We start from the raw sequence: 24672 nt of genomic DNA, 5'->3' as shown, positions 1-24672 counted from the left end.
TTGCCGTAATGCGGGTGCAAAAGTACACCAACATTCCGCTTTTCCAAACTTTTTAAAGGGTTATTTTTAGCCTTTTTCCAAAACCACCCTTAACTATTTGATAACAAAACAAATGGAAACGAAAGTTTTTTCCGGTTATTTGAAAAAATAATATTTTTTGCCAGTTATAGCATCTTTCTACTGAAAATTATTCAAATCGGATAGCCCGGACAGGAGAAATTTTAGTGATTATGTAAGAAGGGATGAGTAACAGTGTAAGGCATACCGCTATTGTACCTATATTAATTAGCAATATCGCGGGTACATCTATAACAACAGGTGCTTCGCTTACATAATAATTTTCCGGGCGCAGCTGTATTACCCCAAAATATTTCTGGATGCAAATAAGCCCAAGGCTGATGGCATTGCCCCAAAGCAGGCCTTTTATAATAAGGTAGGCTGCATTGTACAGAAATATTTTGCGTACACTCCAGTTATTTGCACCAAGTGCTTTAAGCATACCCACCATCTGGGTACGTTCTAATATAAGTACCAGCAGCGCCACTACCATATTTATTGTCGCTACTATTATCATTATTATGATTATGGTGATGATGTTTACATCAAACAGCGCCAGCCAGTCGAATATATTTACAAACTTTTCTTTAATAGTGACACTGTTTAATGTACTGGGAATTGATTTGTACACTTCTAGCCCTTTTTCATCAAGCCCGGTAAAATCATCTACAAACACCTCAAAAGCGCCTACCTGGTCTTTATTCCACTTATTAATGCGCTGCACGTGGCGGATGTCTCCTATTATATAAGTAGCATCAAACTCCTGGAATCCGGAATTATAGATACCCACCAGCTCAAACCGCCTGAGGTTAGGCATGCCGTTGCCGCCTTCCTTCATAAAAAAAGTATTGAACTTGTCACCTACTTTCAATTCCAACTTATTAGCAAGGTATGCTGATATGATTACTTCTTCATTCAGCTTATTACTTATAACCGGCACGCGGCCTTTTGTAATATACTCTTTAAGGGCGTCCCACCTATAGTCCTGCCCTACCCCTTTAAATATAACACCTTCAAACGCCCTTTCTGTACGGATGATGCCTGCCTTGCTGGCTACGGCCTGTATGTGGCTTATGCCCTGCACATCTTTAAACTTAGGATAAAATGGCTGGTTGATAGAAACGGGTTCTACACTTACCTCGCTTTGGTTATCATCGTAGTTAGATATGATGATGTTGCCGTTAAAGGCTGATATTTTTTCACGGATTTTTTCCTGCAGGCCCACGCCGGTGGCAATGGCTATTACCATCATAATAATACCCACAGCTATGGCCACTATGGCTATTTTTATTATTGGGGCAGATATACTACTTTTATGGTTTTTAGCGGTAACCAGCCTGCGGGCTATAAAATATTCTAAATTCAAGGTTTTATATGGTATATTATGCGTCTGTTTTTCGAAAAATAATGCTTGCCGCAGTCAAAAATACGGCTTTATTCTTATTTATGCTGATTACCGCCTGCGGAAATTCGGCCGCTGTTACCTATAAAAATCCCGTTATAGATAAAAACCCAGACCCTGTACGTACAGGCATTAACACCGGCGCCGACCGCCACTGGCTGTACCTGCCCTTAATACGCGGCAAAAATGTTGGTATAGTTACTAACCAAACCGGCATTATTACCCAGTATGACACGGTGCGTGAGCCGGATTCTGATAAGATAACCCTTGCGCCCCGAAGCATGCACCTGGTAGATTTTCTTGTAGAAAAAAAAATAAATATCCAAAAAATTTATGCGCCCGAACATGGTTTCCGCGGTACTGCAGACGCTGGGGAACTGGTTACCGACGGTAAGGACACTAAAACGGGTGTGCCGATAGTATCTATTTACGGGAGCAACAAAAAGCCATCGGTAGAACAACTGGCCGGTATAGATATTATGGTATTTGACATACAGGATATAGGCGCGCGTTTTTACACCTACATATCGTCATTGCATTACGTTATGGAAGCCTGCGCCGAACAGCACATTCCCATTATAGTATTGGACCGGCCCAACCCTAATGGCAGCATTATTGACGGCCCAACGTTAGAAAAAGAAAACAGCAGTTTTATAGGGATGCACGAAATACCAGTGTTGCACGGCATGACCATAGCCGAGTATGCGCAAATGATAAATGGCGAACAATGGCTTAAAGATGGTGTACAGTGCGAGCTTATTGTAATACCATGCTCCTACTATAAGCGTAATATGTTTTATTCGCTCCCGGTAAAACCATCGCCTAATATACCTAATGACCAGGCTGTAAACCTGTATGCAAGCCTTTGCTTTTTTGAAGGCACTAATGTAAGCGTAGGCCGAGGCACTAACAAACAGTTTCAGGTATATGGTTCGCCCTACCTGCCGGATGAGGGCTTTAACTTTACGCCCAGGCCAAACGAAGGCGCTAAAGAGCCACCCCAGATGGGCAGAATGTGCTTTGGCAAAGACCTTAGCGAGATACGCCGCATAAAAAGGCTTGAACTTAAGTGGCTGATAGACGCTTATGATGAAACCCCTGATAAATTGAAATTTTTTATCCCTTTTTTCACAAAGCTGGCGGGAACAAAAAAGCTTCAGGAACAAATAGAAGCCGGCGAGAGCGAATCAGACATAAGAAAAAGCTGGCAGCCGGGCATTATCGCTTTTAGGGCGCTGCGTGAAAAATACCTTATTTATGGCGAATAGTCATAATATTTATACAAAGTGTTTTGGAGCAGGCCAAAGCTTTAGTAATTTAGGATAATAATTTAAAAAGTTACAGCCATGAATATTACCGAATCATTAAACAGCTTTGTGGAATATATCCTGCAATTTGTGCATAAGATAAAAGGATATATAGAAGATATTATTGCCTTTTTTGAAGAGCTTAGAGACAAAATCGAAGGCCTGCTTGAATACATAGAGGGCAAGATACAAAGCATTGAAGGTTTTGTTGGGGAATTAAAACACCATGCCGAAGAAGAAGTAGCCGCTTAAGCCAATGCTTAGACAGCTTTAGGGCCTTCCTGATTGGGGAGGCTTTTTTTATTCCTCTTTACTAAGGTTTTGCCTAATGCCCTGACGATAAGATACACAAAAAGAAGGAATATAAAGATGGGTACCGCCACTACGGCAATTTCACCCACAACATCTGTTGTAGAGGAGGTGATGGTTTCAGCACTGTTAAGAAAAAACACTACTGCCGAAGTGGCTGCTGACAGCAGGAAGAGTATAAAAATGATTTTAAAGGATTTCATTGTTATTCATTTAGGGGTTGGCCAAACTGAATTATGTAGTTATTGTTGTCAAAAATAGCAAACTCCCGCATACCATATTCAAAATTTTCTATGGGATAGCAAATATTGCATTTGTTTTTAACCTGCTCCCAAAGTTTGTCTACCCCGGTAGTGTTAATGTAAAATGAACCGGTAAAGATAGATTCTTCAAATGGCAGGTGCGGATTGGGCAGCGAAAGCATTACTTCAACCTCATCGCGCATCAGCACCGCCCAGTTTTCTTCGTGCAAAGCGCATTCAAAACCCAGCACTTCTACATAAAAGGCTACGGTTGCATCAATGTGCCTGGTCCAGAACATTGGGGTAAGTGCGTTGAAGTGTGGCATTGGTTGATTTTTTTATAGTATAAAACTATAAAATATTTTGAATTATAAAATAGGACGCCGAAAATAAACTACAACGGCAGCTTCTTTTTCATTTCCTCTACAATATTGTAGGCCGCGGGGCAAATGGCTACATTTTTAAGGGTCAGGTTTGCTATCTGCTGGAATTTCTTACGGTCTGTATGCGGAAATTCGCGGCAGGCCTTGGGACGCACATCGTATATCATGCAGTAATTTTCGTTATCCAGGAAAGTGCAGGGCACGCTTTGCAATACATAGTCGTTATCCTCGTCTACGCGCAGGTACTTGTCTATAAACTGCTGGGGCTTTAGGCGCAGGTGTTTTGCAATGCGCTCTATATCGGCAAGGGTAAACAGCGGGCCGGTGGTTTTGCAGCAATTGGCGCACGTAAGGCAGTCGGTTCGCTTAAACTCGCGGTCGTGCAGCTCCTGCATTACATAGTCAAGGTTTTTGGGCTGCTTTTTTTTCAGCTTGTCAAAATACTTCTTGTTCTCTGCATGCTTATCTTTCGCAAGCTTTGGCAAATTTTTTAAAAACTGTTCAACGTTGTTTATTCAGCCTTTTCGGCCAGCAGGGCAATAATCCGCGCGTCTACCTCGGGGCTGTCCCATTTGTCGTTAATACCATCCATCGCCATTACCTCATCCATAATGGCTTTTTGCCTGTCGCCCAGTGCCAGCGCCTCGCTATACGGGCGGTAGCTAAAGGTTACACGACTGTAAAGCGGCAGCCATTTATCTGGGTATTTTTCGCTAAAGCGTTTCTCAATTTTTTTCTGCAAATGGAATTTATCGTCCGCTGTCTTGCTGCTCATCTCTAAAAAGTTGCGATACGAGAGTTCGGCAATCGCATCGGTATCGGGCTTGCGGCTTTTTTCATACTCCTTAAATATGGTATTCCAGTCGTCGCCATACTTTTGCATCATTTGGTTCAGTATGGTTATGTCTTCAAAACCGGCGTTCATGCCGTGGCCGTAAAAGGGCACTATGGCATGGCAAGCATCACCTATAAGGGCTACCTTATCTTCAAATGTCCATGGAAAGCATTTTACCGTAACGAGTGTACTTGTTGGGTTTTTAAAGAAATCTTCTACCAGTTTCGGAATCACATCTTTTGTAGACGGGAAATGTTTAGCAAAAAATGCTTCCAGCGTTTCCTTATCAGTAAGGCTGTCAAAAGAATTTTCCCCCTCAAAAGGCATAAATAGTGTACAGGTAAAGCTACCATCGGTATTAGGCATGGCTATAAGCATAAACTCATGGCGCGGCCAAATGTGAAATGAATTCTTATCAAGCTTATGTGTGCCATCCGCGTTTGCGGGTATATTGAGTTCCTTGTAGCCCAGGGGCAAAAACTCCTGGCTGTAGTTAAAGCGGTTTTGGCGCTGCATACGGTGGCGGATGCGAGAAAATGCCCCGTCGGCACCAAAAATCTTATCGTATTTAAGGTCAACCCAGGCGCCGCGTTCGGTTTCTCCGGTATGCAGTGTGGCAGTAGCGAGGTCTACATCCCAAATGCGGGTCTCAAAAAAGAACTCCACCCCTTCGGCTTCGGCCAATGACACCATTTTCTGGTTCAGGCCTCCCCTGCTTATAGAATAGATGCTTTCGCCTTCTTTACCATAGTACTGGTAATTAAGTTCATTACCTATATGTATGGCACGCTTATCCATAGGTATTGCAATTTTTCGGATTTCATTACCCAACCCTACCTCATCAAGCGTACGCCATCCACGGTGCGACATAGCCAGGTTAATGGAGCGGCCTGAAAATTTAATGGTTCTTATGTCGGCACTGCGGTCATACACATGTACGGTATGGCCCGCCCTTTTAAGATATATTGCCAGCAACGAACCTACAAGCCCGGAACCCACGACTGCAATTTTTAATGGAGTTTGCATGAAAAACGAATAAACAATAAGACTACAAAAATACTAATTAATATTCAGCGGGGTTTTGTTTACTGCATTATTTGCAACTATTTAATTAAGAAAACTTTGGCTATTAAAGGATTCTTAATTAATTAACAAGAATGGATTGTAAGGATTAATTTTATCTCACTTAACTTTTAAATATAACTATCATGAGAGATTTAATTTGGCTTATCGTTGTAATCCTCCTTATCGGGTGGGCAGTAGGATACTTTGCATTTGGCGAAGCAGTAGGTTCTCTAATACACATTTTGCTGGTACTGGCAATTATAGGTGTACTATACAGGTTAGCCACGGGAAACAGGCCGTAAACAACTACTTTACAACCTGGTTAACAACAAAGAATAAAAAATCCCCAACCGGGGATTTTTTGCTTTCCGGCGGACTAACGAAAAAAAATCGGGTATACGTAATCTTGCAAAAATGCTTTCAATCCATGGAATCCTTAAGGAAGCATTTGATATTATTTTAACACCATTTCGGCCGCATTTTTCCCACTAACTAATGCTGCTTCTACCGTACCCATGGCGGGACCCTCGTACAGGTACTCACCCGCGAAGTAAATAGTATCATCGACAGCCAGCTGTAAAAGCATCTTTGCTTGCGGGCTTTCAACTTTATCATAAGCATATGAGCCATAAGCAAAGGGTTCGTCCGTCCAGTTAACAACATGCCAGTTAAGCAGTTTTTGCTTTAGCATATCTATGGAAACAGAGAATATGTTACTAACTGAAATTAACGCATCCATCAAAATTTCTTCATTAGTTAAATCCTTCATTTCAAGTGCAGGAGGGCCACCAACCCATCCTGTGAGTAAGGGGCTATGTGCGGGAGATTGCGTCCAGTACGTAGGGATAATTTCATCGCTGAATAAAAATCCCATAGTGGAAAGATCTGCCCCGGTTTGTTTTTTAACCACATCATTCTCCCAAAAAACGTCATCAAACTCCAGCAGTATTTTTATCACCCATCCAAAGCCTATATTTTTCAAAGCAGATACCTGCTCCGGCAACGGCGGGTTAAATTGTAACGCGCCTTCTGCATTTTCAGGAGCCTGAAGTACACCAAGCGGCAGGGCGATGATCAATTTATCAGCGTTGTATGTTGTGCCATCAGCGGTAATAACATTTACATTGTTTTTGCCCCATATTATTTCGCGCGCTACGTTATTGAGAAATATCTCATTCCCAGCATTGCGGCAGGTATCGGCCAAATAGTCTATCATGGCAACATACCCGCCGTCAATCCTGTGTTGTGCGTCTTCATCTTCGTTGTTATACTCTTTGCGCAATGCAAAGGCGCTTACATCGGCTACATTAGCAGTGTCATATCCGGAAACGTATTGCTCTATCTGGCCGCGCATTTTTGCATACTTATCTCCTGCAAAATGCCGCTCAAGGAAATCATGCATGGGCACGTCATGTTCTAATCCGTTCAGCATCTCAAGAAATATATCAAAGTTTTCGATAAATTCATCGCTTTGCGTAAATGCGCCCCGATGGTGCTGCCACATTTCAAAACCCACAACGGTAGTACTTATGCCTGCCTCCTTAAGCAACGCGAGCGTTACCGGCAAATCGCCATGCACAAACTCGGCACCTAACTCAATATTACCCAGCCGTTCATTTTTTATGGTATGGATGCGACCACCCAGTCGGTTACGTGCTTCAAGCACAGTAGCAGTTTTCCCGGCTTTCGCCAATGTGTAAGCAGCCATAAGCCCGGCGGCACCCGCACCTATTATTATAACATCGGTAGGTTTCATTTTATGTGATATGTATGAGCAAGGTAGGGAATTTGTGAATTTATACACTATTTACTTAAATTAAAAATCAGACTAAAAATTGTACTTATTACACCGAAATACATATTTTTTGAGTGCAAACCGCTGGCTAATTTTTCGCCTGACTAACTTTAACCAAAAAGTAACTGCAATTATACCCTAATAACGCATTAACCGTTTACTTTTGCGATAAACCTAAGTGAACAATGGATAAGAAATTTATGGAAGCTGCCTTTAAAAAGGCTGAAGATAATGTAGCGCTGGGGGGCGGACCCTTTGGCGCGGCAATCGTTAAAAACGGACAGGTAGTAGCCCTGGGCAATAACCGCGTTACGCTTACTAATGACCCTACCGCACACGCCGAGGTTACCGCGATACGGGAAGCTTGTAAGGCACTAAATACCTTCGACCTGAGCGGCTGCGAAATATATACCTCGTGCGAACCCTGCCCCATGTGCCTTGCTGCAATTTACTGGGCGCGAATTGAAAAGATTTACTACGGTAATACAAAAACCGATGCAAAAAACATAGGTTTTGACGACTCCTTTATTTACGACGAAATTGAGAAAAACCCGGCACACCGTGCCATCCCTGCGGTGCGTTTTATGCCTGACGAAGCAATAAAAGCCTTTAAGCTCTGGGAGAAAAAAGAGGATAAAACGCGTTATTAAATAAAAAAGATGCTATCTGCAAAGGGATGATTTAATTTATATATGCATTTATACCGTAAAAGGATAAAGTGATTTGCCATAAATATTTGTTAAGTATTCTAATCCGTTCTCTTTTAGGGAACGGATTTTTTAAATTTAGGGGAATTACAATTTCCTAAAAGATGTACCATGGAACAGGAAGCGCTATATTTTTTACTATATATTATCATTGGCCTGGTTGTAGCTTTTACAATTGCTTATTTTATTTTAAAGAAAGTAGGCAAAAACCCACGCAATATCCTGCCGGTAAATTTTGCACAGCGTATTAAAATGCCGCTGTTACTTTTCTTTTTTTCTTTAGCAATAAGGGTGGTAGCTGCTGGAAATATAATTTCTATCAAATATAAACCGCTTATAGTACATGTAGGCATCTTGCTGCTTATCATCAGCATTACATGGTTCCTTATCCTTTTAACCGGTATAGTAAAAACAGGTTTTGTAAGAAAGTATGATATTACCGCCGCAGACAACCTTAACGCGCGCCGTGTGTATACCCAGTTTAGCATACTGGAGCGTGTGGCAGTTTTCGTAATCGTTGTTTTTGCCATAGGGGCAGCCCTTATGAGCTTTGAAAGTATCCGCTCTGTAGGCGTTAGTGTATTTGCATCGGCAGGTGTAGCCGGTATAGTACTCGGTTTTTCGGCCCAAAAGGCACTTGGCACCCTGCTGGCCGGTATACAGATAGCCATAACACAGCCCATACGCCTTGATGATGTGGTAATTGTAGAAGGCGAGTGGGGCTGGATAGAAGAAATTTTTTTAACCTATGTGGTAATACGCATTTGGGATAAGCGCAGGCTGGTAGTGCCCACCACTTACTTTATAGAAAAGCCTTTTCAGAATTGGACCCGCCAAAGCGCCGATATACTGGGCACAGTATTTATTTATACCGACTTTATGATGCCCATAGATCCAATAAGGCTGGAACTTACCCGCCTTTTAGAAAGTACAAAGGATAACTTATGGTAATGTAAATGTGCTGCAGGTAACTAATGCCAGCGAAAAAGGGATAGAGTTGCGCGCCCTTATGAGCAGTAAGGACTCACCTACAAACTGGGACCTGCGTGTGTTTATACGCGAGAAGCTTATTGCATTTATACAGGAAAACAGCCCCGAAAATTTACCTGTTACCCGTGTGGAAATGCATGCCATTCCCGGTGATCCGAGAAATACAAACCCCATTCCCGCAACCATTTAAATTATCTTCTTATGGAAATAAAAGACTATCTGCCCGAAACTGTAAAGGGGAAGGCTGTACTTTTAACAGGCGGCACTACCGGTATAGGCCGTGCCATTGCCTTGCTGCTGGCAGCCCAGGGTGCTGATATTGTATTCTTTGGCCATGAGGCCTATCACCTGGCCGATGCCCTTGCTGATATCAAGGCGGTGGCTAAGGGCAAGGTATTTGGCTTTGTGGCAGATTGCGGTACTGAAGCAGGAATTGGCACTATATTTAAGCATGTAGATGAGCAGCTAGGACGGCTGGATATACTGGTTAACAATGCTGCAATAGGCTTTGGCAATGTAACTGATGTAAGCTACGCCGAGTTGCAGGACGTATTGAACATCAACCTGCTTAGCTACCTGGCCTGTTGCGCCGGTGCCATAGAGCGGATGAAAAAACAGGGTGGAGGGCATATCGTTAATATTGGCTCATTAAGCGCCCAGGTACGTGAGGCTACAGGCTCAGTATATGTTGCTACTAAGGCAGGTATACGCGCATATAGCGAAGCATTGCGTAAAGATGTAAACAAGCACGGCATTAAAGTGAGCCTCATAGAGCCCGGAGCGGTAGATACCGATATGCAGCAGCAGCCTGCTGATGAAAAACTGAAAAAAGTTGAAAGCCTTGAAATGCTTGAAGCTACAGATGTTGCCGTGGCAGTTATATATTGCCTTACCCAGCCAAAACGCTGCGATGTGATAGAACTGAAACTGCGTCCGCATTTGCAAGCCATTTAATTATAGGATGTTTTTAAAGTTGGTTAAAACTTTTGCATCTTTGTAATTAATAATTCCCTTTATGCTTATGCGTGGTTTTTTTGGAGTACTGCTTTTTATAACAACCTTTGCAGCTATGGCGCAAAATACCGATGTGCCCAACCAGGCAGTTGCAGATTCGCTATTACCCGATCCCGACCCAAAGTACCGTGAAGACCAGTTCTATGCCTCTGTTACGTATAATCTCATGCAAGGAAAGCCTAAAGGTTATACGCAGTACTCAGTTTCTACGGGGGTGGGTTTTGGCTTCCTGCGTGATATGCCGGTTAATACAAAACGCAACCACTCTATCGCCATTGGCTTAGGCTATAACTACAACAACATTAAGCACAGCCTGGTAGTAGGCGATACCTTGGGTGAAACTGCTTATGAGATTAAATCTAAAACCACCTTTACCAAAAACAAACTTGTATTGCATTACCTTGACTTGCCTATTGAGTTTCGCTGGCGCAACAGTAACGATGTAAGCCACGAATTCTGGCGTGTGTATACCGGCATTAAGCTAAGCTACCTGTTTTATGATAAAGCATACAACGAGAGTGACGGAAAGAAAACAGTAACCATTAAAAACGATGCAAATATAAACAGGCTGGCCGCCGGGCTTTATGTAGCAGCAGGCTATAACACCTGGAATTTTTACGTTTACTATGGGCTTACCCCCATTTATGATAACGCAATTATGGAAAGTGGTGAAAAATTAAAGCTGCACGCCCTTAAGCTGGGGCTTATGTTTTATATACTATAACGTTGGCAACAGCCACACATACCAAAGCCCTACCTGCGGCAACACGCCCACAAGCGTTCCTAAAATAAGTTCGTAGGGGGAGTGTGCTTTTACCTGTAGCCGTGCCGAAGCTACAAACCCACTGCTCAGGATAAAAAATGCTATAATGTATATAAACCGTATATGAAAGTATATGGAAAGGCTGATTACAAACAGGGTTAACGCCGAAACTGTAAGCATGTGCAGGCTGGCTTTGTGCCCGGAAAGTATAAGTATAAAGGCAAGTGCGTTACTGAGCAGCAACCCAAAAAAGAAATAGTAGAGTTCCGGAATCCTGAAACCGGTAAAGCTGTATTGTATGAGCATGAGCAACAGCAGGCAGTACACCCCCAGGGGTACGATACGCTCACGATTTTCTTTAAGCATAGTCGTTTTTACATGGCCAAGCGAACGCAACAGATAAAAAACCGATACGGGCAATAATATTGTAAGGATAAATACCTGTAAAAAGATAAGATAAATTTCCTGGGAATATAGATAATGCCCCGCTAATAAAAAATAAAACAGCGTAGCGTATACCGGTATAAAAAGCGGGTAAAAAACATACGAAAATACAGCGATGAATTTTTGCATCAGCCTATATTTTCTTGCGCATTCGTGCTACGGGTATATCCAGCTGCTCGCGGTATTTTGCAATGGTGCGGCGCGCGATAGGGTAGCCACGTTCTTTAAGTATATCAGCCAGCTTATCGTCGGGCAGTGGCTTGCGCTTGTCTTCCTCTTCAATAACAGTTTGCAATATCTTTTTTATCTCGATGGTGCTCACATCTTCGCCTTGGTCGTTCTTCATGGCCTCGCTAAAAAAGTCCTTAATCAGCTTTGTGCCATAGGGAGTTTCTACATACTTGCTGTTTGCCACACGGCTCACTGTAGATATATCAAGGCCCACCATATCGGCAATGTCCTTCAAAATCATCGGCTTCAGCCTGCCTTCATCACCATCTAAGAAATACTCCTCCTGGTAATGCATTATAGCATTCATGGTTACGAACAGGGTTTCCTGGCGCTGGCGTATGGCATCTATAAACCATTTGGCGCTGTCCAGCTTTTGCTTAATGAACTGCACGGCATCCTTTTGCTGGCTGCTCTTGTCGCGGCTGTCTTTATAGCTTTGCAGCATTTCCTGGTAGTCTTTGCTCACGTGAAGCTCCGGCGCGTTACGGCCATTAAGAGTAAGTTCTAGTTCGCCGTCTACAATTTTTATGGCAAAGTCTGGCACTACATGTTCTATAGGGCGCGAACTGCTTTCATAAGCGCCGCCCGGCTTAGGGTTTAGCCTTTCTATTTCGTCTATAGCATGGCGCAGTTGGTCGTTTTTTATATCATACTTCTGTAGCAGCTTGTCGTAATGCTTTTTAGTAAAAGCCTCAAACTGGTTTTCGAGTATGTCAATGGCAAGCTCTATGCTTGGTGTAGGCGTTTTGCTTTTTAGCTGTAGCAAAAGGCATTCCTGAAGGTCGCGTGCGCCCACACCGGCGGGCTCCAGCTGGTGGATGTAGTGCAGTATGTGCTCTACGGTGGCTTCATCGGTATAAATACCCTGTGTAAAGGCAAGGTCGTCTACAATATCGGGTACGCTACGGCGAATGTAACCCATATCATCAATACTGCCTACAAGGAATTCGGCAATGTCGCGCTCATCATCGGTAAGGATAAAGGTATTAAGCTGCTCCAGCAGGCTTTGGTGAAAACTTATGGATGCGGCAAAGGGCATACTGCGGTCTTCATCATCGTCGCTGTAGTTGTTTGCCTGTAATTTATAGTTGGGAATTTCGTCGTCGCTAAGGTATTCGTCTATGTTTATTTCGCCCGAATCAATGTGGTCGTTGTCATAGTCATCATAGTCGTCAAACTCGTCGTTGTTATCAAACTCGTCTTTTTCGTACTCAAACTCGTCTTCCTTAGTATCTTCAAGGGCGGGGTTTTCTTCCATTTCTTCCTTAAGGCGTTGCTCAAATGCCTGCGTTGGCAGCTGTATCAGCTTCATGAGCTGGATTTGCTGGGGAGAAAGCTTTTGTGATAATTTAAATTGTAAATTCTGCTTGAGCATAGTAAATACGGACTTTTTATACAGGATAAAGATACAAAATCCGTTATTGCCAGCTACGCTTATTTAGAAAAAATTAATACGGAAGGGAGTTAGGTATGCTTTTTGAGGAAGAAGCAAAATCTGATTTTCAATTACTATGAAATTTTATGTAAAAGTGTAATTTAACATCACACTGTCAATTATCAGGGGCTTACCAAGCCTTTATATATTTTTTTCCTGTCGGTATTGGTACACTTACTTAGTGCTAAAATTAGCCGTCAAGCCACTCTTTTTCAGTAAAAACTTTCCATATCATTTAGTTTTTGCTGCGAGTTAAAAACGAGGCCGGCCTTATCGTTATCGAATTGTATTTCGTTCATATTTGTCATTTTAACATAAAAAAACCTCCCAATCGGGAGGCTTCATATCTTTAAAACTCTGCATTCTGCGGTGTCCTTGGGAAAGGAATCACATCGCGTATATTCGTCATGCCGGTTACAAACAGCACCAGGCGCTCAAAGCCAAGGCCAAAGCCGCTGTGTACTGCGGTACCAAAACGGCGTGTATCAAGGTACCACCACAGCTCTTTTTCGTCGATGCCCAGGTCGGCAATTTTTTGCTGCAGCACGTCGAGGCGTTCCTCACGCTGCGAGCCACCCACAATCTCCCCAATACCGGGAAACAGGATGTCCATAGCGCGCACAGTTTGCCTTTCGGCAGGGGCATCATCATTAAGCCTCATGTAAAACGCCTTAATTTTTGCAGGGTAATCGAATAAGATTACCGGACATTTAAAGTGCTTTTCTACAAGGAACCGCTCGTGCTCGCTTTGCAGGTCGGCACCCCACTCGTCTATAATATAGTTGAATTTCTTGTTCTTATTCGGCTTGCTGTTGCGCAGTATTTCAATGGCCTCAGTATAGCTAACGCGCTTAAAGTTGTTTTCTAAAACAAAGTTCAGTTTTTCCAGCAGGCCAAGTTCGCTGCGCTCTGCCATTGGTTTGGTCTTCTCTTCATCGGCAAGGCGCTGGTTAAGGAACGCAAGGTCGTCCGGGCATTTATCAAGCGTGTATTTTATTACATACTGTATAAAATCTTCGGCAAGGTCCATGTTGGCATCAAGGTCGTTAAAGGCAACTTCCGGCTCCACCATCCAGAACTCCGCAAGGTGGCGGCTGGTGTTAGAGTTTTCCGCACGGAACGTAGGGCCAAAGGTATACACCTGCCCAAGCGCCATGGCGTAGGTCTCCGCTTCAAGCTGGCCACTTACGGTTAGGTTGGTTTCTTTACCAAAGAAGTCAGCTTTATAATCAACCTTACCTTCTTCGTTGCGTGGCGTACCGTCAAACGCAAGCGCTGTAACCTTAAACATTTCACCCGCACCTTCAGCATCGCTGCCGGTTATGATAGGCGTGTTTACATACACAAATCCCTTTTCCTGAAAGTACTGGTGTATGGCAAACGACAGCACTGAGCGCACACGCATGATGGCACCGAATACATTGGTACGCACACGCAGGTGGGCATTTTCACGTAAAAACTCAAGGGAGTGTTTTTTAGGCTGCATTGGGAATTTCTCGGCATCACTATCACCCAAAATCTCAAGGTGTTTTGCCTGTATCTCAAACTTCTGGCCGGCGCCCTGGCTTTCGGTAAGGCTGCCTTTTATAAGTACCGCCGCACCTGTGGTAAGGCGCTTAAGGGTTTCGGGCGCAGTATTTTCAAAATCTACCACTGCCTGTATATTATGAATTACAGACCCGTCATTAATAGCCAAAAACTGGTTGTTCCTAAAGGTTCTTACCCATCCTTTAACCGTTACATCATCTATTGGCTTTGTGCTGTTTAGCAGGTCTTTAATTTTTGTATGCTTCATTTCAGTAAAAAATTAATCTTATTGTGTGGCTGTTGCTTAAAATGCAAATGCCTGCAAATGTAGTAAAAAGCTGTTTTTTTGCGGACAGGAATTTCATTAAACTTTATTATGCCTGTAAAATAAGTTTTATAAATAGCAATTGTACAATATTTCACTGCCGGATTTTTGAATTTGCAACAAGAATTATGTCGAATGGTAAGCATAAAAAAAGGGGCAACCCATCGGCTGCCCCTTTATAGTATTAAACAAGATTTATCGTTTCAGCGTAAAGTGGGCTTTAAATGTCCTTTCACTTCCGTTCTCAAGGAACTCTACCCTAAACCAGTAGTCGTCTGCTGGTACCGGGTTACCGTTAAAGGTACCATCCCATCCTTCGTCCATATCTGTCCTGCTAAGCGGGCTAAGCTGTTTGATAAGCTTGCCGTAGCGGTCAAAGATGTATATCCTTGCCTCAGGGTGGGTTATCATGCCTACTATGTTCCAGTAGTCGTTTATACCATCACCGTTTGGTGTAAAGAACTTAGGATAGTCTATCACACTTACACCGTGAAGCTCAAGCATGCTACAAGGGTTAAGTTCCATAGTGTTTACATCCCTTACATATATTGTAAAGTAACCCTGCGGCACATTAGTAAATACATTAGAATTTTGCCAAGGACCTGTAGGTATTGATGTACCATCCGGATCTTCAGGCGCTATGCTGTACTGGTATTCTCCAAAACCTTGCGCTAAAACCGTTATGGTTTGGTTATCGCCAAACGCGTTGCCTATTACGTAGCCTGCGGTATTTGGCAATGGCGAAGCAGGGCCCGAAAGAAACACTTCAAACGCTGAAATAGGATCACTCTCACAACCGTCTGCATTAGTGGCAAATACCGTATATAAACCTTCTTCTACTGCTGTATAATCCTGGGCTGTTGCACCCGGAATATCAACACCATTAAGCTGCCACCTGTAAGTATCTAACGCAGGGTCTGTATTATCTGCGTGCAGGTATACCGGTTTCTCAACATCCCCGGTTAGATAATCAACACATATAGTATCGTCGTTATCTTCACTGCTGATAGATGGTTCCGGAAGCAGGCTCACCCTGATATCGAAACTAGTTACCGCATAACACGGAGCAAACGTAGCCGTGTTGGTTATCCTTACCCAAATAGTCTGGGTTAAGTATACCGTATTGGTAAACGTTGCCGGCGTGGCTATATACTCTGCCGAAGTAGTATCGCCTAAGTTAGCGGCTGCTTCAGTAAGATAATATTCCACACTAAACTGGGTTGGGTTTTGCGTGCCCAACGCCTCAGTACCCGCAGGTGTAAGGTCAAACGGGGTGAAGCCATCATTAGTCCCATCTTCGTCACACTCTACGATAGGATTGTTACCTACTGTAGTAATAGGGTTAGCTACAGCCGCCTGCTCTGCATAAAGTGTAAGTGTTGTTTGTATCTCACACGTTGTTGTATTATTTATAGCTACAACATATATAGTTTGCTGGCTAGGAGTTTCATTAGTATATACTAACGGCAGCGGTGTACCTGCAGCTATTTCAGCAAGCCCTTTGTAAAACTTAATATCATAGTTAAGCGGGTCTTCGCCTGCGGCAACGAGTATATCACTAACGTGGCCTATAAGGTTAAACTCTTCAAAGCCTGTTGTAGGGTCGTTACATATTGCATAGCGCGGCACCACCCCTGTACTGTCGTATATTGGCGGTAGCGGGTCTACATGCAGCGGCAGTGTTACAATTATGTAACAGCCCGGATCTCCCGCCTGGCTGCCTGTACGCGTTACCCTTGCATATACCACATCATCCCAAGGTACAGCGTTAATGTAGGCCGCAGGGTTAGGGATAGCGTTAACGTTATCTTCAGCATCCTGCATTGTAGTAAAGTACGCCAGCGATGATAAAGAATCACCTAATAAGATGTTCGCATTCGCAAGGTTAAGATTAAACGGCTCCTGACCATCGTTTAGTGGCAGGGTATCGTCGCACAGTACCAGCGTATCCGGCGTAGTATTAGGATTTGGCAACGGTTTTACAATAATCGTTAACGTTTCTTTACTTATACAGCCCTGCGGTGTAGTAACAAGCACAAATATTGTTTGTGGATTTGTTGTATTGGTCCACGCTGTAAAATCAGCAATCGGATTAACGTTATTATCACGGTCGTCTTCATCTTCAAAATACTGTACTATGTTACCCTCACCTATACCAGATGGCGTAAGTATTTCATCATCTTTAACCGTAAGGTCTACAAGGGTTTGTCCGTCGTTCGGCAGTGCATCTTCACAAACCACAAGGTTGGTAGGGTGGGCAATAGGCTCGGGCTTATTTATATGCAGCTTAAAGCTTACCACTATAAAACACTCGGTAGCCAGGTTTTCTATACGTACCCATATTGGCTGCTCATCAGTACCTATAAAGGTAGCCGGGTTTGTTATCCTTGGCAGCCCATCAATAGCATAATTCTCGTCTGTAAAGTAGTGGATGATATAATCGCCCGCTACCGCACCAGGAATCTGGCTTATGATCTCGGCATCCTGCTGGGTAAGGTCAAACACCATAAGGTCATCCTGTCCTTGGCCATCCTGGTCATCACACTGGGTAATATCTTCAAGATCTACATCTACAGGGGCAGGGTTTACCGTAAGCGTTAGTGTAGTAACAACCGACCTGCAGCCTGTAAGGTTATTTGTAGCCACTATATAAAGGAAATCCGTTAGTGCATTATTAGTAGTATACGGATTCCATACCTGTATCGGGTTAAGGTCGTTTTGCGCGTTAAGCATGGTTTGATAAAACTCAACAGTAGTGTCCGGAGCGCCGTTTATCATTTCGTCGGCAATACCATTCAGGTCAAAGAAGCCGTAGCCATTGCTGTTAGTACTACAGGTTATAAGTGTATCTGCCGTAGGGTATGCAAGCAGCGGAAGCGGTTCTACCCTTATGTCTAGTAACACAATCCTGTAACAGCCTGTTACGTTATCAGTAATCCTTACATATATCGCCTCAACGGGAGTACCAAGAGGATTAGTATAAGTTGTAGGGTTAGTAATTCCGGCTGTCATTGCTATAGCATCATTAAGCGTATGGTAGAAGGTAGCTGTAACACCCTGGGCACCATTAGGCGCACTAGCCATTATCTCATCTATCTTGCTTGTAAGGTCAAATACTTCCTGACCCGGTACATCGCCCGGCGTGTCATCATTGTCGCATATCGAATATGGCGTAGGATTTACCACGATAGGAAGCGGGTTAACAATAAGTTCCAAAGGCACTATATCATAACAGCCGGTAGCGTTAATAGTTACCTTAATAAACACTGTTGTTGATGGAGAAATATAGTTTGTAGGCGATGTTATTGCCGGTGCGCCGCTTGTTATGGCAGCAATACTTTCATAATAGGTTACGGTGTGCAGTGTAGGGTCTAATGTACCAAGTACTGTATCTTCATAGGTAGTAAGGTCAAACACGCCTATACCATCTACATCGCTGTCTCCGTTGTCGCATATTTCATAAGGATCTACAGGGTCTACCGCTATTGGCCTTGGGTTTACGGTAAGCTGTAACGGTACTACGGTATAACATCCGTTTACAAGGGTAGAATACAGTCGTATCCAAAGGGTCTGGCTGGCACCGCCGTTATTGTGGTAATCGGCAGGGTTTGGTATAGCGTTATTCGAGCTGGCAAAGTTAGCATCAGCCTCTGTCTCAAAAACAATACCCGCCACGTTGGTTTGCGCACCTATGGCTTCGGCAATTGCACCGGTAAGGTCAAAAATACCCTGAAGCTGTGCCGGGGTTCCCGCATCGTTTATTGCACACGTTACTAATCCTGTAGGTATAATAGCCGTAGGCCTTGGCACTACAGTGATTGTAAAATCTTTTTCGTCGGTACAGTTTGGCGTAGTGCCTGTTTCTGCCCAGGCCCATAGTGTGTAGGTACCCGGTAAGTATACATCTCCTGCGAAATGCTCTACCTGCCCGGCTACGTTAGGACCACCCGCAAGTTCAAAATATCTCGCCACGGAAGCTGTTGTAGACACTACCGACGGCGGGGCAGGAAGCGTATACGAATCACAGGCCATCGGGTCAACAGGGTCAGTTACATCTATGTGGTTTATGGTAAGATTGAACATGTGCTCATCGCTACAAATATAGTTTGTGCCTGTCTGGGCATATACATATACCGGCTGGCTACTAACAATAGTAAGGTCAGTAATAGGGTCTACACCGCCAGAACTGTTAAAGTAGTTACCAACGGTTAGCGGTGGCAATGTAAATTCATCACATTCTGAAAAATCGGCCGGTGTATATGTAACAACAGGCGTTGTATTGATAACAATATTAAGCCTTGACTGGTCAGTACACTCTACCCTTCCTATCAGTTTCCTGTAAAGGTATACAGTAGTACTGGCTGTAATGGTTAGGTTGTTAACTTCTTGTTGTGCAGGGTCAGGATTTTCGGGCCCGTCAGGAAGCGTATAATACTGTTGTATGTAAGAATCATCAGGGCCAGTTCCGCCCACGTTAAGGTCAGGCAGTGTAAAGGTATCACAAGCCTCTATATCTACCACCCTTTGTACGCCAAGAGGGTGATTAGGAACAATCTCATCATCATAGGCATCGGCATAATAATTGCCAGATGCATTAGCAGCTGTTTCTATAGCATTGATTTCTGAATCTACCGCGGCAGAGAAAATCATTACATCAAAATATGTTTCGGCGCTACATCCGGGGTTTAGGGGCGACTCAGCATATATGTATATCCTGGTACCTAAATCAGGATCGGCATTTGTGATTAGTGTAGCAGGCGGTTGCGACTGGCCGGGTACATTTGGCCCGCCAGACATCATATAATAAGTATTATACTGAGAAAGAGGCCCAAAAGTATATGAATCGCATACGTCAACTATCGAACGCGCATCAACTGTAGGTGTTTTTATAATCCTGACTTCAAAGCTGGCTTCATCAGAACAGTTTGGTACTGTAGCCGTTTCGGCATATACGTATATTTGTTGCGTGTAATATACAGCCGGATCCCAGTTAAAAGGGGGCTCTATTATAGTGCCTGCCGGTATTACCTGCCCACCACCTGTTGGCCCTCCTGCTGCGGTATAATAATTTCCTACAGCAAGCGCGGGAAGCACGTATGAGTCGCACTCTGTTATATCAGCAACCGGGGCCACTACCGGAGTGATGTTAATTGTTACATTAAACGAGGTATCATCAGTACACGCGGCTGCACTTGGCACAAAATAATATATTGTTTGTGTGGTGGTAATTTCTGTACCCGGCGGTATTTGGGTGCCAGATCCACCAGAGCCATTTGGCGCTGTCCAGTATTGGCCGCCTGCTACTAGCGGAGGCAGTATATAGCTATCGCATTCAGTAACATCAGCCGGAGGTGTAGGGTTTACCAGAATATCTAACTGGCTTTCAGAAATACAGAAAGGTGCCTGGTCAGATTGAGTGAATATATATAACGTTGTCTGAGTACATATTTGTTGTCCCGCAGTGTACATGGTACCACTACCACCAGGTAACGAATAATAATTGCTATCTGCGTTTCCTAAAACAGGCAATGTATAACACCCGCACTCTGCCACTACACGGTCTTCTTCTATAACGGGGTTACCATAAACAGTAACATCAAAACTGCTTTCTGCAAAACAAAGCGGGTTTGTTCCGGCAATAGCATCATATACATATACAGTAATTGTTTCGGGGGCATTTTCAGTTGCCGTTGCACTGGTAATAAATTCACCTGCATTTAATAACTGGTTACCAGGCGTTGATGGGCCTCCGGACATTGTATAATAGTTACCGTTATTAAGAGGCTCAAGTAAATAACCTGGGTCGGCACATACAGTCTGATCCTGAATAGAAGCTACAGAAATGTTATTGATTGTTACTTCAAATTCGTTTTCGGCCTCACAGCCCGGGTTAGAATTGTATACGTAAAGGGTTTGACTGGCAAATAATTCTGTCCCAGCCGGAATCATAGTCCCTCCGCCGGCTGCGCCGCCACTAAGAGTCCAGTATTCGCCACTTGTAAGGGTCGGTAAGACATAGCTATTACATGCCTCAACATCAGCAGGGTCGTCTACAGACGGCGCGTTTGTAATAGTTACTGTATAGCTAAAAGGGAAGCCGGCACCCGGATTTGGGTCTGCAGTACAGTTAGTGCCGTTGTTAACATTTGCATATAAATATATTGTAGTATTTGCTGTAAGTACCGAATTTGGAGTTAATAACGTACCCGTTTGATTAGGGCCGGTATAATAGGAAATCCATGCAGCTGCTGGTTGAGGCACTGTATATGTACCGCAAGTAATTACGTCAGCAGGCGTAAGGGCCGGTGTAACAATACTTACCCTAAACTGTTTTTGGTTAGTACATTCAGGGTCTGTACTACTTACAGCATACACGTATATTGTTTGGCTTTCTGTAATCTGTGCACCTGCATTCAGCATTGTACCTCCTCCATCAGTGGCGGTATAGTAATTTCCGTTTGCTAACGCAGGAAGCGTATAGCTCGTACAGGCTACAACATTTGAAAAGTTTGGTAAGGCAGGTAGAGGTGTAATAGTTACGGTAAAACTGCCTTCGGCAGTACAACTGCCGTTTGAAACACAAACGTATATGGTTTGTGTAGTTGTAATCACAGTACCAGCGGGTATTTCTGTACCTGTACAACCAGGAGATGGATAATACTTACCACCGGCAGGGAGAGGAGGGAGCATATAGCTGCCACACTCTGAAATATCTCCCGGTGTAGGAGCAGTATCGCCTATAATGGTTATTGCAATGGTCCTAAACCTTCTACAACCATATTCATTGGGAGAAGTAGTGGGCCTTAAAATTATTGACGAAGTAATAGTGCTGCCAACTGGATAAAATGTACCTGTGCCATTAGCACCTGTGTAATAGCCTGCAATTTGCGGATCTCCGGCGGCGGCGGGAGGAAGTATATACTGGCCGCAGGCCGTTATTGTGCTTGGAAAAGCACCTATTGCTGGTAATGGATTTATAGTAACAACAAAGCTATCCTGACTTGTGCAATTTGCATTATCAGGATTCTGGTAATATATGTAAATTGTTTGTGTGTAAGGGTCGTCTGCAGGCCATCCTGATGGGGCAGTTATAGCAGTACCTGCAGTAATTAAGTCGCCGGTTCCGTTTGCTCCTGTATAGTAATTACCTACCGGTACTGCTGGGAGCGTAAATGTGCCACAAGCCGACACATCAATTCTTGGTGAAACTACAGGGCTGATAGTTACATCAAAGCTGGTTTCTACAAAACAGCTTGCGTCCGGGGCTTCTCCATAAATATATATGGTTTGTGAAGTATTGATATTTCCGGTTAACGGTGCGCCGGCCCCATTGGGTGCGCTATGATAACTGTAACCTGCAGGCAGGGCAGGTAAGGTGTAGCTCACACACGGAAATTGGTCTGCAATTGTATAAGGAGCGATAATGGTTACACTAAAATATGTGTCCTGGGTACACTGTGCAGCACTTGGTATATAAAAATATACGTCTTGTGTGGAGCTAATTACGGTGCCTGCTGGATACATTGGGGCTCCGCCCCCCGGAGCGCCATGATATTCCTGGCCTGGTTCTAATGGGGGTAGTGTATAGCTATTACATGCTATAACATTATCAGGCACGTCAACGGCGCTGCCCTGAAGCACAGTAACCGTAAAACTCGTCTGGTTAGAACAACCCGCACTATTGCTGGCATAAATATAAACAGTTTGCGATGTGGTTAATGGCACACTTGCATCTATAGGGTTATTACCGCCGCTACTTGCATAATAACTACCATTAGCTATTGTTGGGAGGGTATAGCTGCCACATGCCGTAGTATTATTGAGCGTCGAAACCGGCGGAATAGGATTTACATTTATAGTAAATGAAGTAACCGCAAAGCAACTTGAACTCTGTAAGCTCTGTACCCTGGCCCATATAACCTGTGATGGGCCGGTTACCGTATAGTTAGAAGCTGTAGTGATATTATCGGTGGCTGTATCTGCACCTGCAGAACTGGTGTAATAAGTAACAGCATAATCAGCCGGGCTCTGCGTGCCCAATAGCGTGGCGGTTTGAGCGGTAAGGTTTACGCTTGCTGTATTAGACCCTATAGTACCTTCACATACATTTATGGTAGCCGGTGCTGTAGCGGTCGTGTTAGGTATAGTAGCAAGACTAAATGTAACTACTGTATAACAACTGCTGTTGTAGCTTTTTACACGTGCATATATTGTAACCGTACCTCCATTTGTAGTATATGAAGAGGCATTTAAAATACCCGTATTAGCATCGGCATCGGCCTGGCTCGCGTGGTAGGTAACTATTGTTGCGGGGTTAAGTCCCTGCTTAAGCGATGGCGTATTTGCAGCAAGGTTATAAGTGTATGTTCCGGTACCGTCCGGGCAGGCATATAAGGTACTTGCCGGACCAGGGATAATTTGCGGGGTAAACTCTATTTCTACCGCTTGGGTAGAGGTACAGTTTTGTACGGTATTTGTAATAGTAGCAACATAAGTACCACTTTGTGTAATACTTGTAGAAATACCACCCGGATGCGGCTGACTGTTCCTGGTCCAGGTAACACTATAATTAGCGGCAGAAAGCCCCGTGTTTAAGTTTAACGTTTCTCCCTGACACAGTGCTGTATTTGCAGCAGCGGTAAGGTTTTCACCTACTACAGCATGTCCCAGGTTAAAACTATCATATTCAAAAAACACTGCAGAGTTATACTGCGGGTCGGTACCAGTGGGGTTGGCATTAGCCCATCCGTCATCTGCAACCACTATTTTAAGGTGGTATGTAGTGCCGGGCACTAATGTATAAACTGCATGCAGCACTTTGCTTTGTCCCTCAAAGTTAATTGCTGCGGTGGAAGCAGCACCTCCTCCGTTAAAAAGGTCGAAATATTCAAGGTTTTGGCTGGCACAGTTACCGTTATATGCACTGTTTCTAAGAGTTGCAACAGAAACCACATCGTTTGTCCCTGGAATTCTTGCTATATTCTGGTACGGTTGTGCTCCTGTTTTAATAAGTATTGCCATACCATCTTTAGAATTACACTGGTATTGCCCATACTCTTCAGAAGCAAATATATAAGGTATATCAAGCGTAGATGTTGCAGCAACAAAATCAAATTCCAGTACTGTGGCATTCATCGACTGAAACCCGCCTGGCAATCCTGCCAGAGCGGCGTTAAGGTCAGCATCGCCAAGCCAGGTTTGCGCAGCAGCACCACTATCTGTTGATACAGAGGTATTTGGCCCGGAAGCTGTAGCGGCAGCACCACTTACAAGCACCACGCCCGACGCAAATGGGAATGCGGGGTTAGTATTGGTATACGACCCTATACTATTACCCTGTGCATAATTTACCGTATTTAAACCGGTACTTTTGGTAGCATTAGATACCTGCGTAAGGCAGAGGTCATCATACTTAACCAGTGAATTTACTAACTGTGTAGGGTTAGCATTACCATTCGCAGTGGTACTCACAACAACACCTTGCGAAAAGCCTGCCGCAGATAGCAGTAGGCCTAATAATACAAGTAGATTTTTTCTCATAATTTCCAACTAAAACTTGCAATCTTTAATCTTTTGGGGAGCTTTTTACAGCTAATAAACAGGCACTTAATAGAGTAGGCAAATATAGAATATTTGTATTGCCACAATATATATTTTTCAACAAATTTACTTCAACTCGACTGATATTTAAATTATAAATAATTAACAATGAATTAACAAAAAACTTACACCAATAAATGCTAAATACACCACTATTCACAGATAATATTCATTGTTTTTATAGATATAGCCATGTTAACGTGAACGCAAAAATACAGGAATTTTTTATTTATCATAATTT

18 protein-coding genes are annotated in these 24672 nt (G+C 43.6%); 8 read left to right on the top strand and 10 right to left on the bottom strand.

The window, feature by feature from the left end; genetic code table 11:
* Positions 1-187: 187 nt before the first annotated feature.
* On the bottom strand, positions 188-1423 hold the full coding sequence (locus tag ACLI09_RS13800; protein ID WP_411420217.1) for an ABC transporter permease: 1236 nt from the start codon (positions 1421-1423) through the stop codon (positions 188-190).
* Positions 1424-1464: 41 nt separating this feature from the next.
* Between ACLI09_RS13800 and ACLI09_RS13795 the strand changes: the two genes are divergently transcribed.
* Both ACLI09_RS13795 and ACLI09_RS13790 read left to right on the top strand, forming a co-directional pair.
* Positions 1465-2727, top strand: a complete 1263-nt coding sequence (locus tag ACLI09_RS13795) for an exo-beta-N-acetylmuramidase NamZ domain-containing protein (protein WP_411420216.1) — start codon at positions 1465-1467, stop codon at positions 2725-2727.
* A 78-nt stretch (positions 2728-2805) separates the two neighbouring features.
* Positions 2806-3018, top strand: coding sequence for a hypothetical protein (locus ACLI09_RS13790; RefSeq protein ID WP_411420215.1), 213 nt, complete (start codon positions 2806-2808; stop codon positions 3016-3018).
* 8 nt (positions 3019-3026) lie between these two features.
* Here the strand turns inward: ACLI09_RS13790 and ACLI09_RS13785 are convergent, their stop codons facing one another.
* The 4 genes from ACLI09_RS13785 to ACLI09_RS13770 all read right to left on the bottom strand — a co-directional run bounded on the left by ACLI09_RS13785 (position 3027) and on the right by ACLI09_RS13770 (position 5561).
* Entirely contained in the window at positions 3027-3278 is a 252-nt protein-coding gene (locus tag ACLI09_RS13785) for a hypothetical protein (protein ID WP_411420214.1), read from the bottom strand.
* Between the two features lie 2 nt (positions 3279-3280).
* Complete coding sequence (locus ACLI09_RS13780; protein ID WP_411420213.1) at positions 3281-3643, bottom strand: VOC family protein; 363 nt, start codon at positions 3641-3643, stop codon at positions 3281-3283.
* Between the two features lie 68 nt (positions 3644-3711).
* Complete coding sequence (locus tag ACLI09_RS13775) at positions 3712-4215, bottom strand: YkgJ family cysteine cluster protein (RefSeq protein WP_411420218.1); 504 nt, start codon at positions 4213-4215, stop codon at positions 3712-3714.
* Positions 4212-5561, bottom strand: a complete 1350-nt coding sequence (locus ACLI09_RS13770) for an FAD-dependent oxidoreductase (protein ID WP_411420212.1) — start codon at positions 5559-5561, stop codon at positions 4212-4214. Before ACLI09_RS13770 ends, ACLI09_RS13775 begins: the two co-directional genes overlap by 4 nt.
* Before the next feature lie 182 nt (positions 5562-5743).
* Here ACLI09_RS13770 and ACLI09_RS13765 point away from each other — a divergent pair, with 182 nt between their 5' ends.
* On the top strand, positions 5744-5902 hold the full coding sequence (locus ACLI09_RS13765) for a lmo0937 family membrane protein (protein WP_411420211.1): 159 nt from the start codon (positions 5744-5746) through the stop codon (positions 5900-5902).
* A gap of 152 nt (positions 5903-6054) precedes the next feature.
* Here ACLI09_RS13765 and ACLI09_RS13760 read toward each other — a convergent pair whose 3' ends face one another.
* Complete coding sequence (locus tag ACLI09_RS13760) at positions 6055-7404, bottom strand: flavin monoamine oxidase family protein (protein WP_411420210.1); 1350 nt, start codon at positions 7402-7404, stop codon at positions 6055-6057.
* 176 nt (positions 7405-7580) lie between these two features.
* On the opposite strand from ACLI09_RS13760, the gene ACLI09_RS13755 reads away from it, so the two are divergent.
* The 5 genes from ACLI09_RS13755 (at position 7581) to ACLI09_RS13735 (ending at position 10830) form a co-directional block, all read left to right on the top strand.
* Positions 7581-8045 (top strand): nucleoside deaminase, encoded by a 465-nt coding sequence (locus tag ACLI09_RS13755; RefSeq protein WP_411420209.1) that lies wholly within the window; start codon positions 7581-7583, stop codon positions 8043-8045.
* 168 nt (positions 8046-8213) lie between these two features.
* The gene (locus tag ACLI09_RS13750; protein WP_411420208.1) at positions 8214-9053 is read left to right on the top strand and encodes a mechanosensitive ion channel family protein; all 840 of its coding nucleotides are present in this window, start codon (positions 8214-8216) and stop codon (positions 9051-9053) included.
* A gap of 7 nt (positions 9054-9060) precedes the next feature.
* Positions 9061-9282 carry a hypothetical protein gene (locus ACLI09_RS13745; RefSeq protein WP_411420207.1) on the top strand — a complete coding sequence of 74 codons (222 nt, stop codon included), beginning with the start codon at positions 9061-9063 and terminating at the stop codon, positions 9280-9282.
* An 11-nt stretch (positions 9283-9293) separates the two neighbouring features.
* Complete coding sequence (locus tag ACLI09_RS13740; RefSeq protein ID WP_411420206.1) at positions 9294-10046, top strand: SDR family oxidoreductase; 753 nt, start codon at positions 9294-9296, stop codon at positions 10044-10046.
* 67 nt (positions 10047-10113) lie between these two features.
* Positions 10114-10830 (top strand): porin family protein, encoded by a 717-nt coding sequence (locus ACLI09_RS13735; protein WP_411420205.1) that lies wholly within the window; start codon positions 10114-10116, stop codon positions 10828-10830.
* Here the strand turns inward: ACLI09_RS13735 and ACLI09_RS13730 are convergent.
* The 4 genes from ACLI09_RS13730 to ACLI09_RS13715 all read right to left on the bottom strand — a co-directional run bounded on the left by ACLI09_RS13730 (position 10825) and on the right by ACLI09_RS13715 (position 24371).
* Complete coding sequence (locus ACLI09_RS13730; protein WP_411420204.1) at positions 10825-11442, bottom strand: hypothetical protein; 618 nt, start codon at positions 11440-11442, stop codon at positions 10825-10827. The genes ACLI09_RS13735 and ACLI09_RS13730 overlap by 6 nt on opposite strands.
* Before the next feature lie 4 nt (positions 11443-11446).
* A complete protein-coding gene (rpoN, locus tag ACLI09_RS13725; protein WP_411420203.1) occupies positions 11447-12919 on the bottom strand; it encodes an RNA polymerase factor sigma-54 in 1473 nt (490 codons plus the stop codon).
* Positions 12920-13328: 409 nt separating this feature from the next.
* The gene (asnS, locus tag ACLI09_RS13720) at positions 13329-14774 is read right to left on the bottom strand and encodes an asparagine--tRNA ligase (protein ID WP_411420202.1); all 1446 of its coding nucleotides are present in this window, start codon (positions 14772-14774) and stop codon (positions 13329-13331) included.
* 252 nt (positions 14775-15026) lie between these two features.
* Positions 15027-24371: a choice-of-anchor L domain-containing protein gene (locus ACLI09_RS13715; RefSeq protein ID WP_411420201.1), complete on the bottom strand. Its 9345-nt coding sequence runs from the start codon at positions 24369-24371 to the stop codon at positions 15027-15029.
* Positions 24372-24672 lie beyond the last annotated feature (301 nt).

Origin of the sequence: Flavobacterium sp. RHBU_24 (genome assembly GCF_046613695.1) — a bacterium.
Lineage (GTDB): Bacteria > Bacteroidota > Bacteroidia > Flavobacteriales > Flavobacteriaceae > Flavobacterium.
The sequence above is the reverse complement of the archived record's forward strand: the minus strand, read 5'-3'. Positions and strand labels throughout refer to the sequence as shown.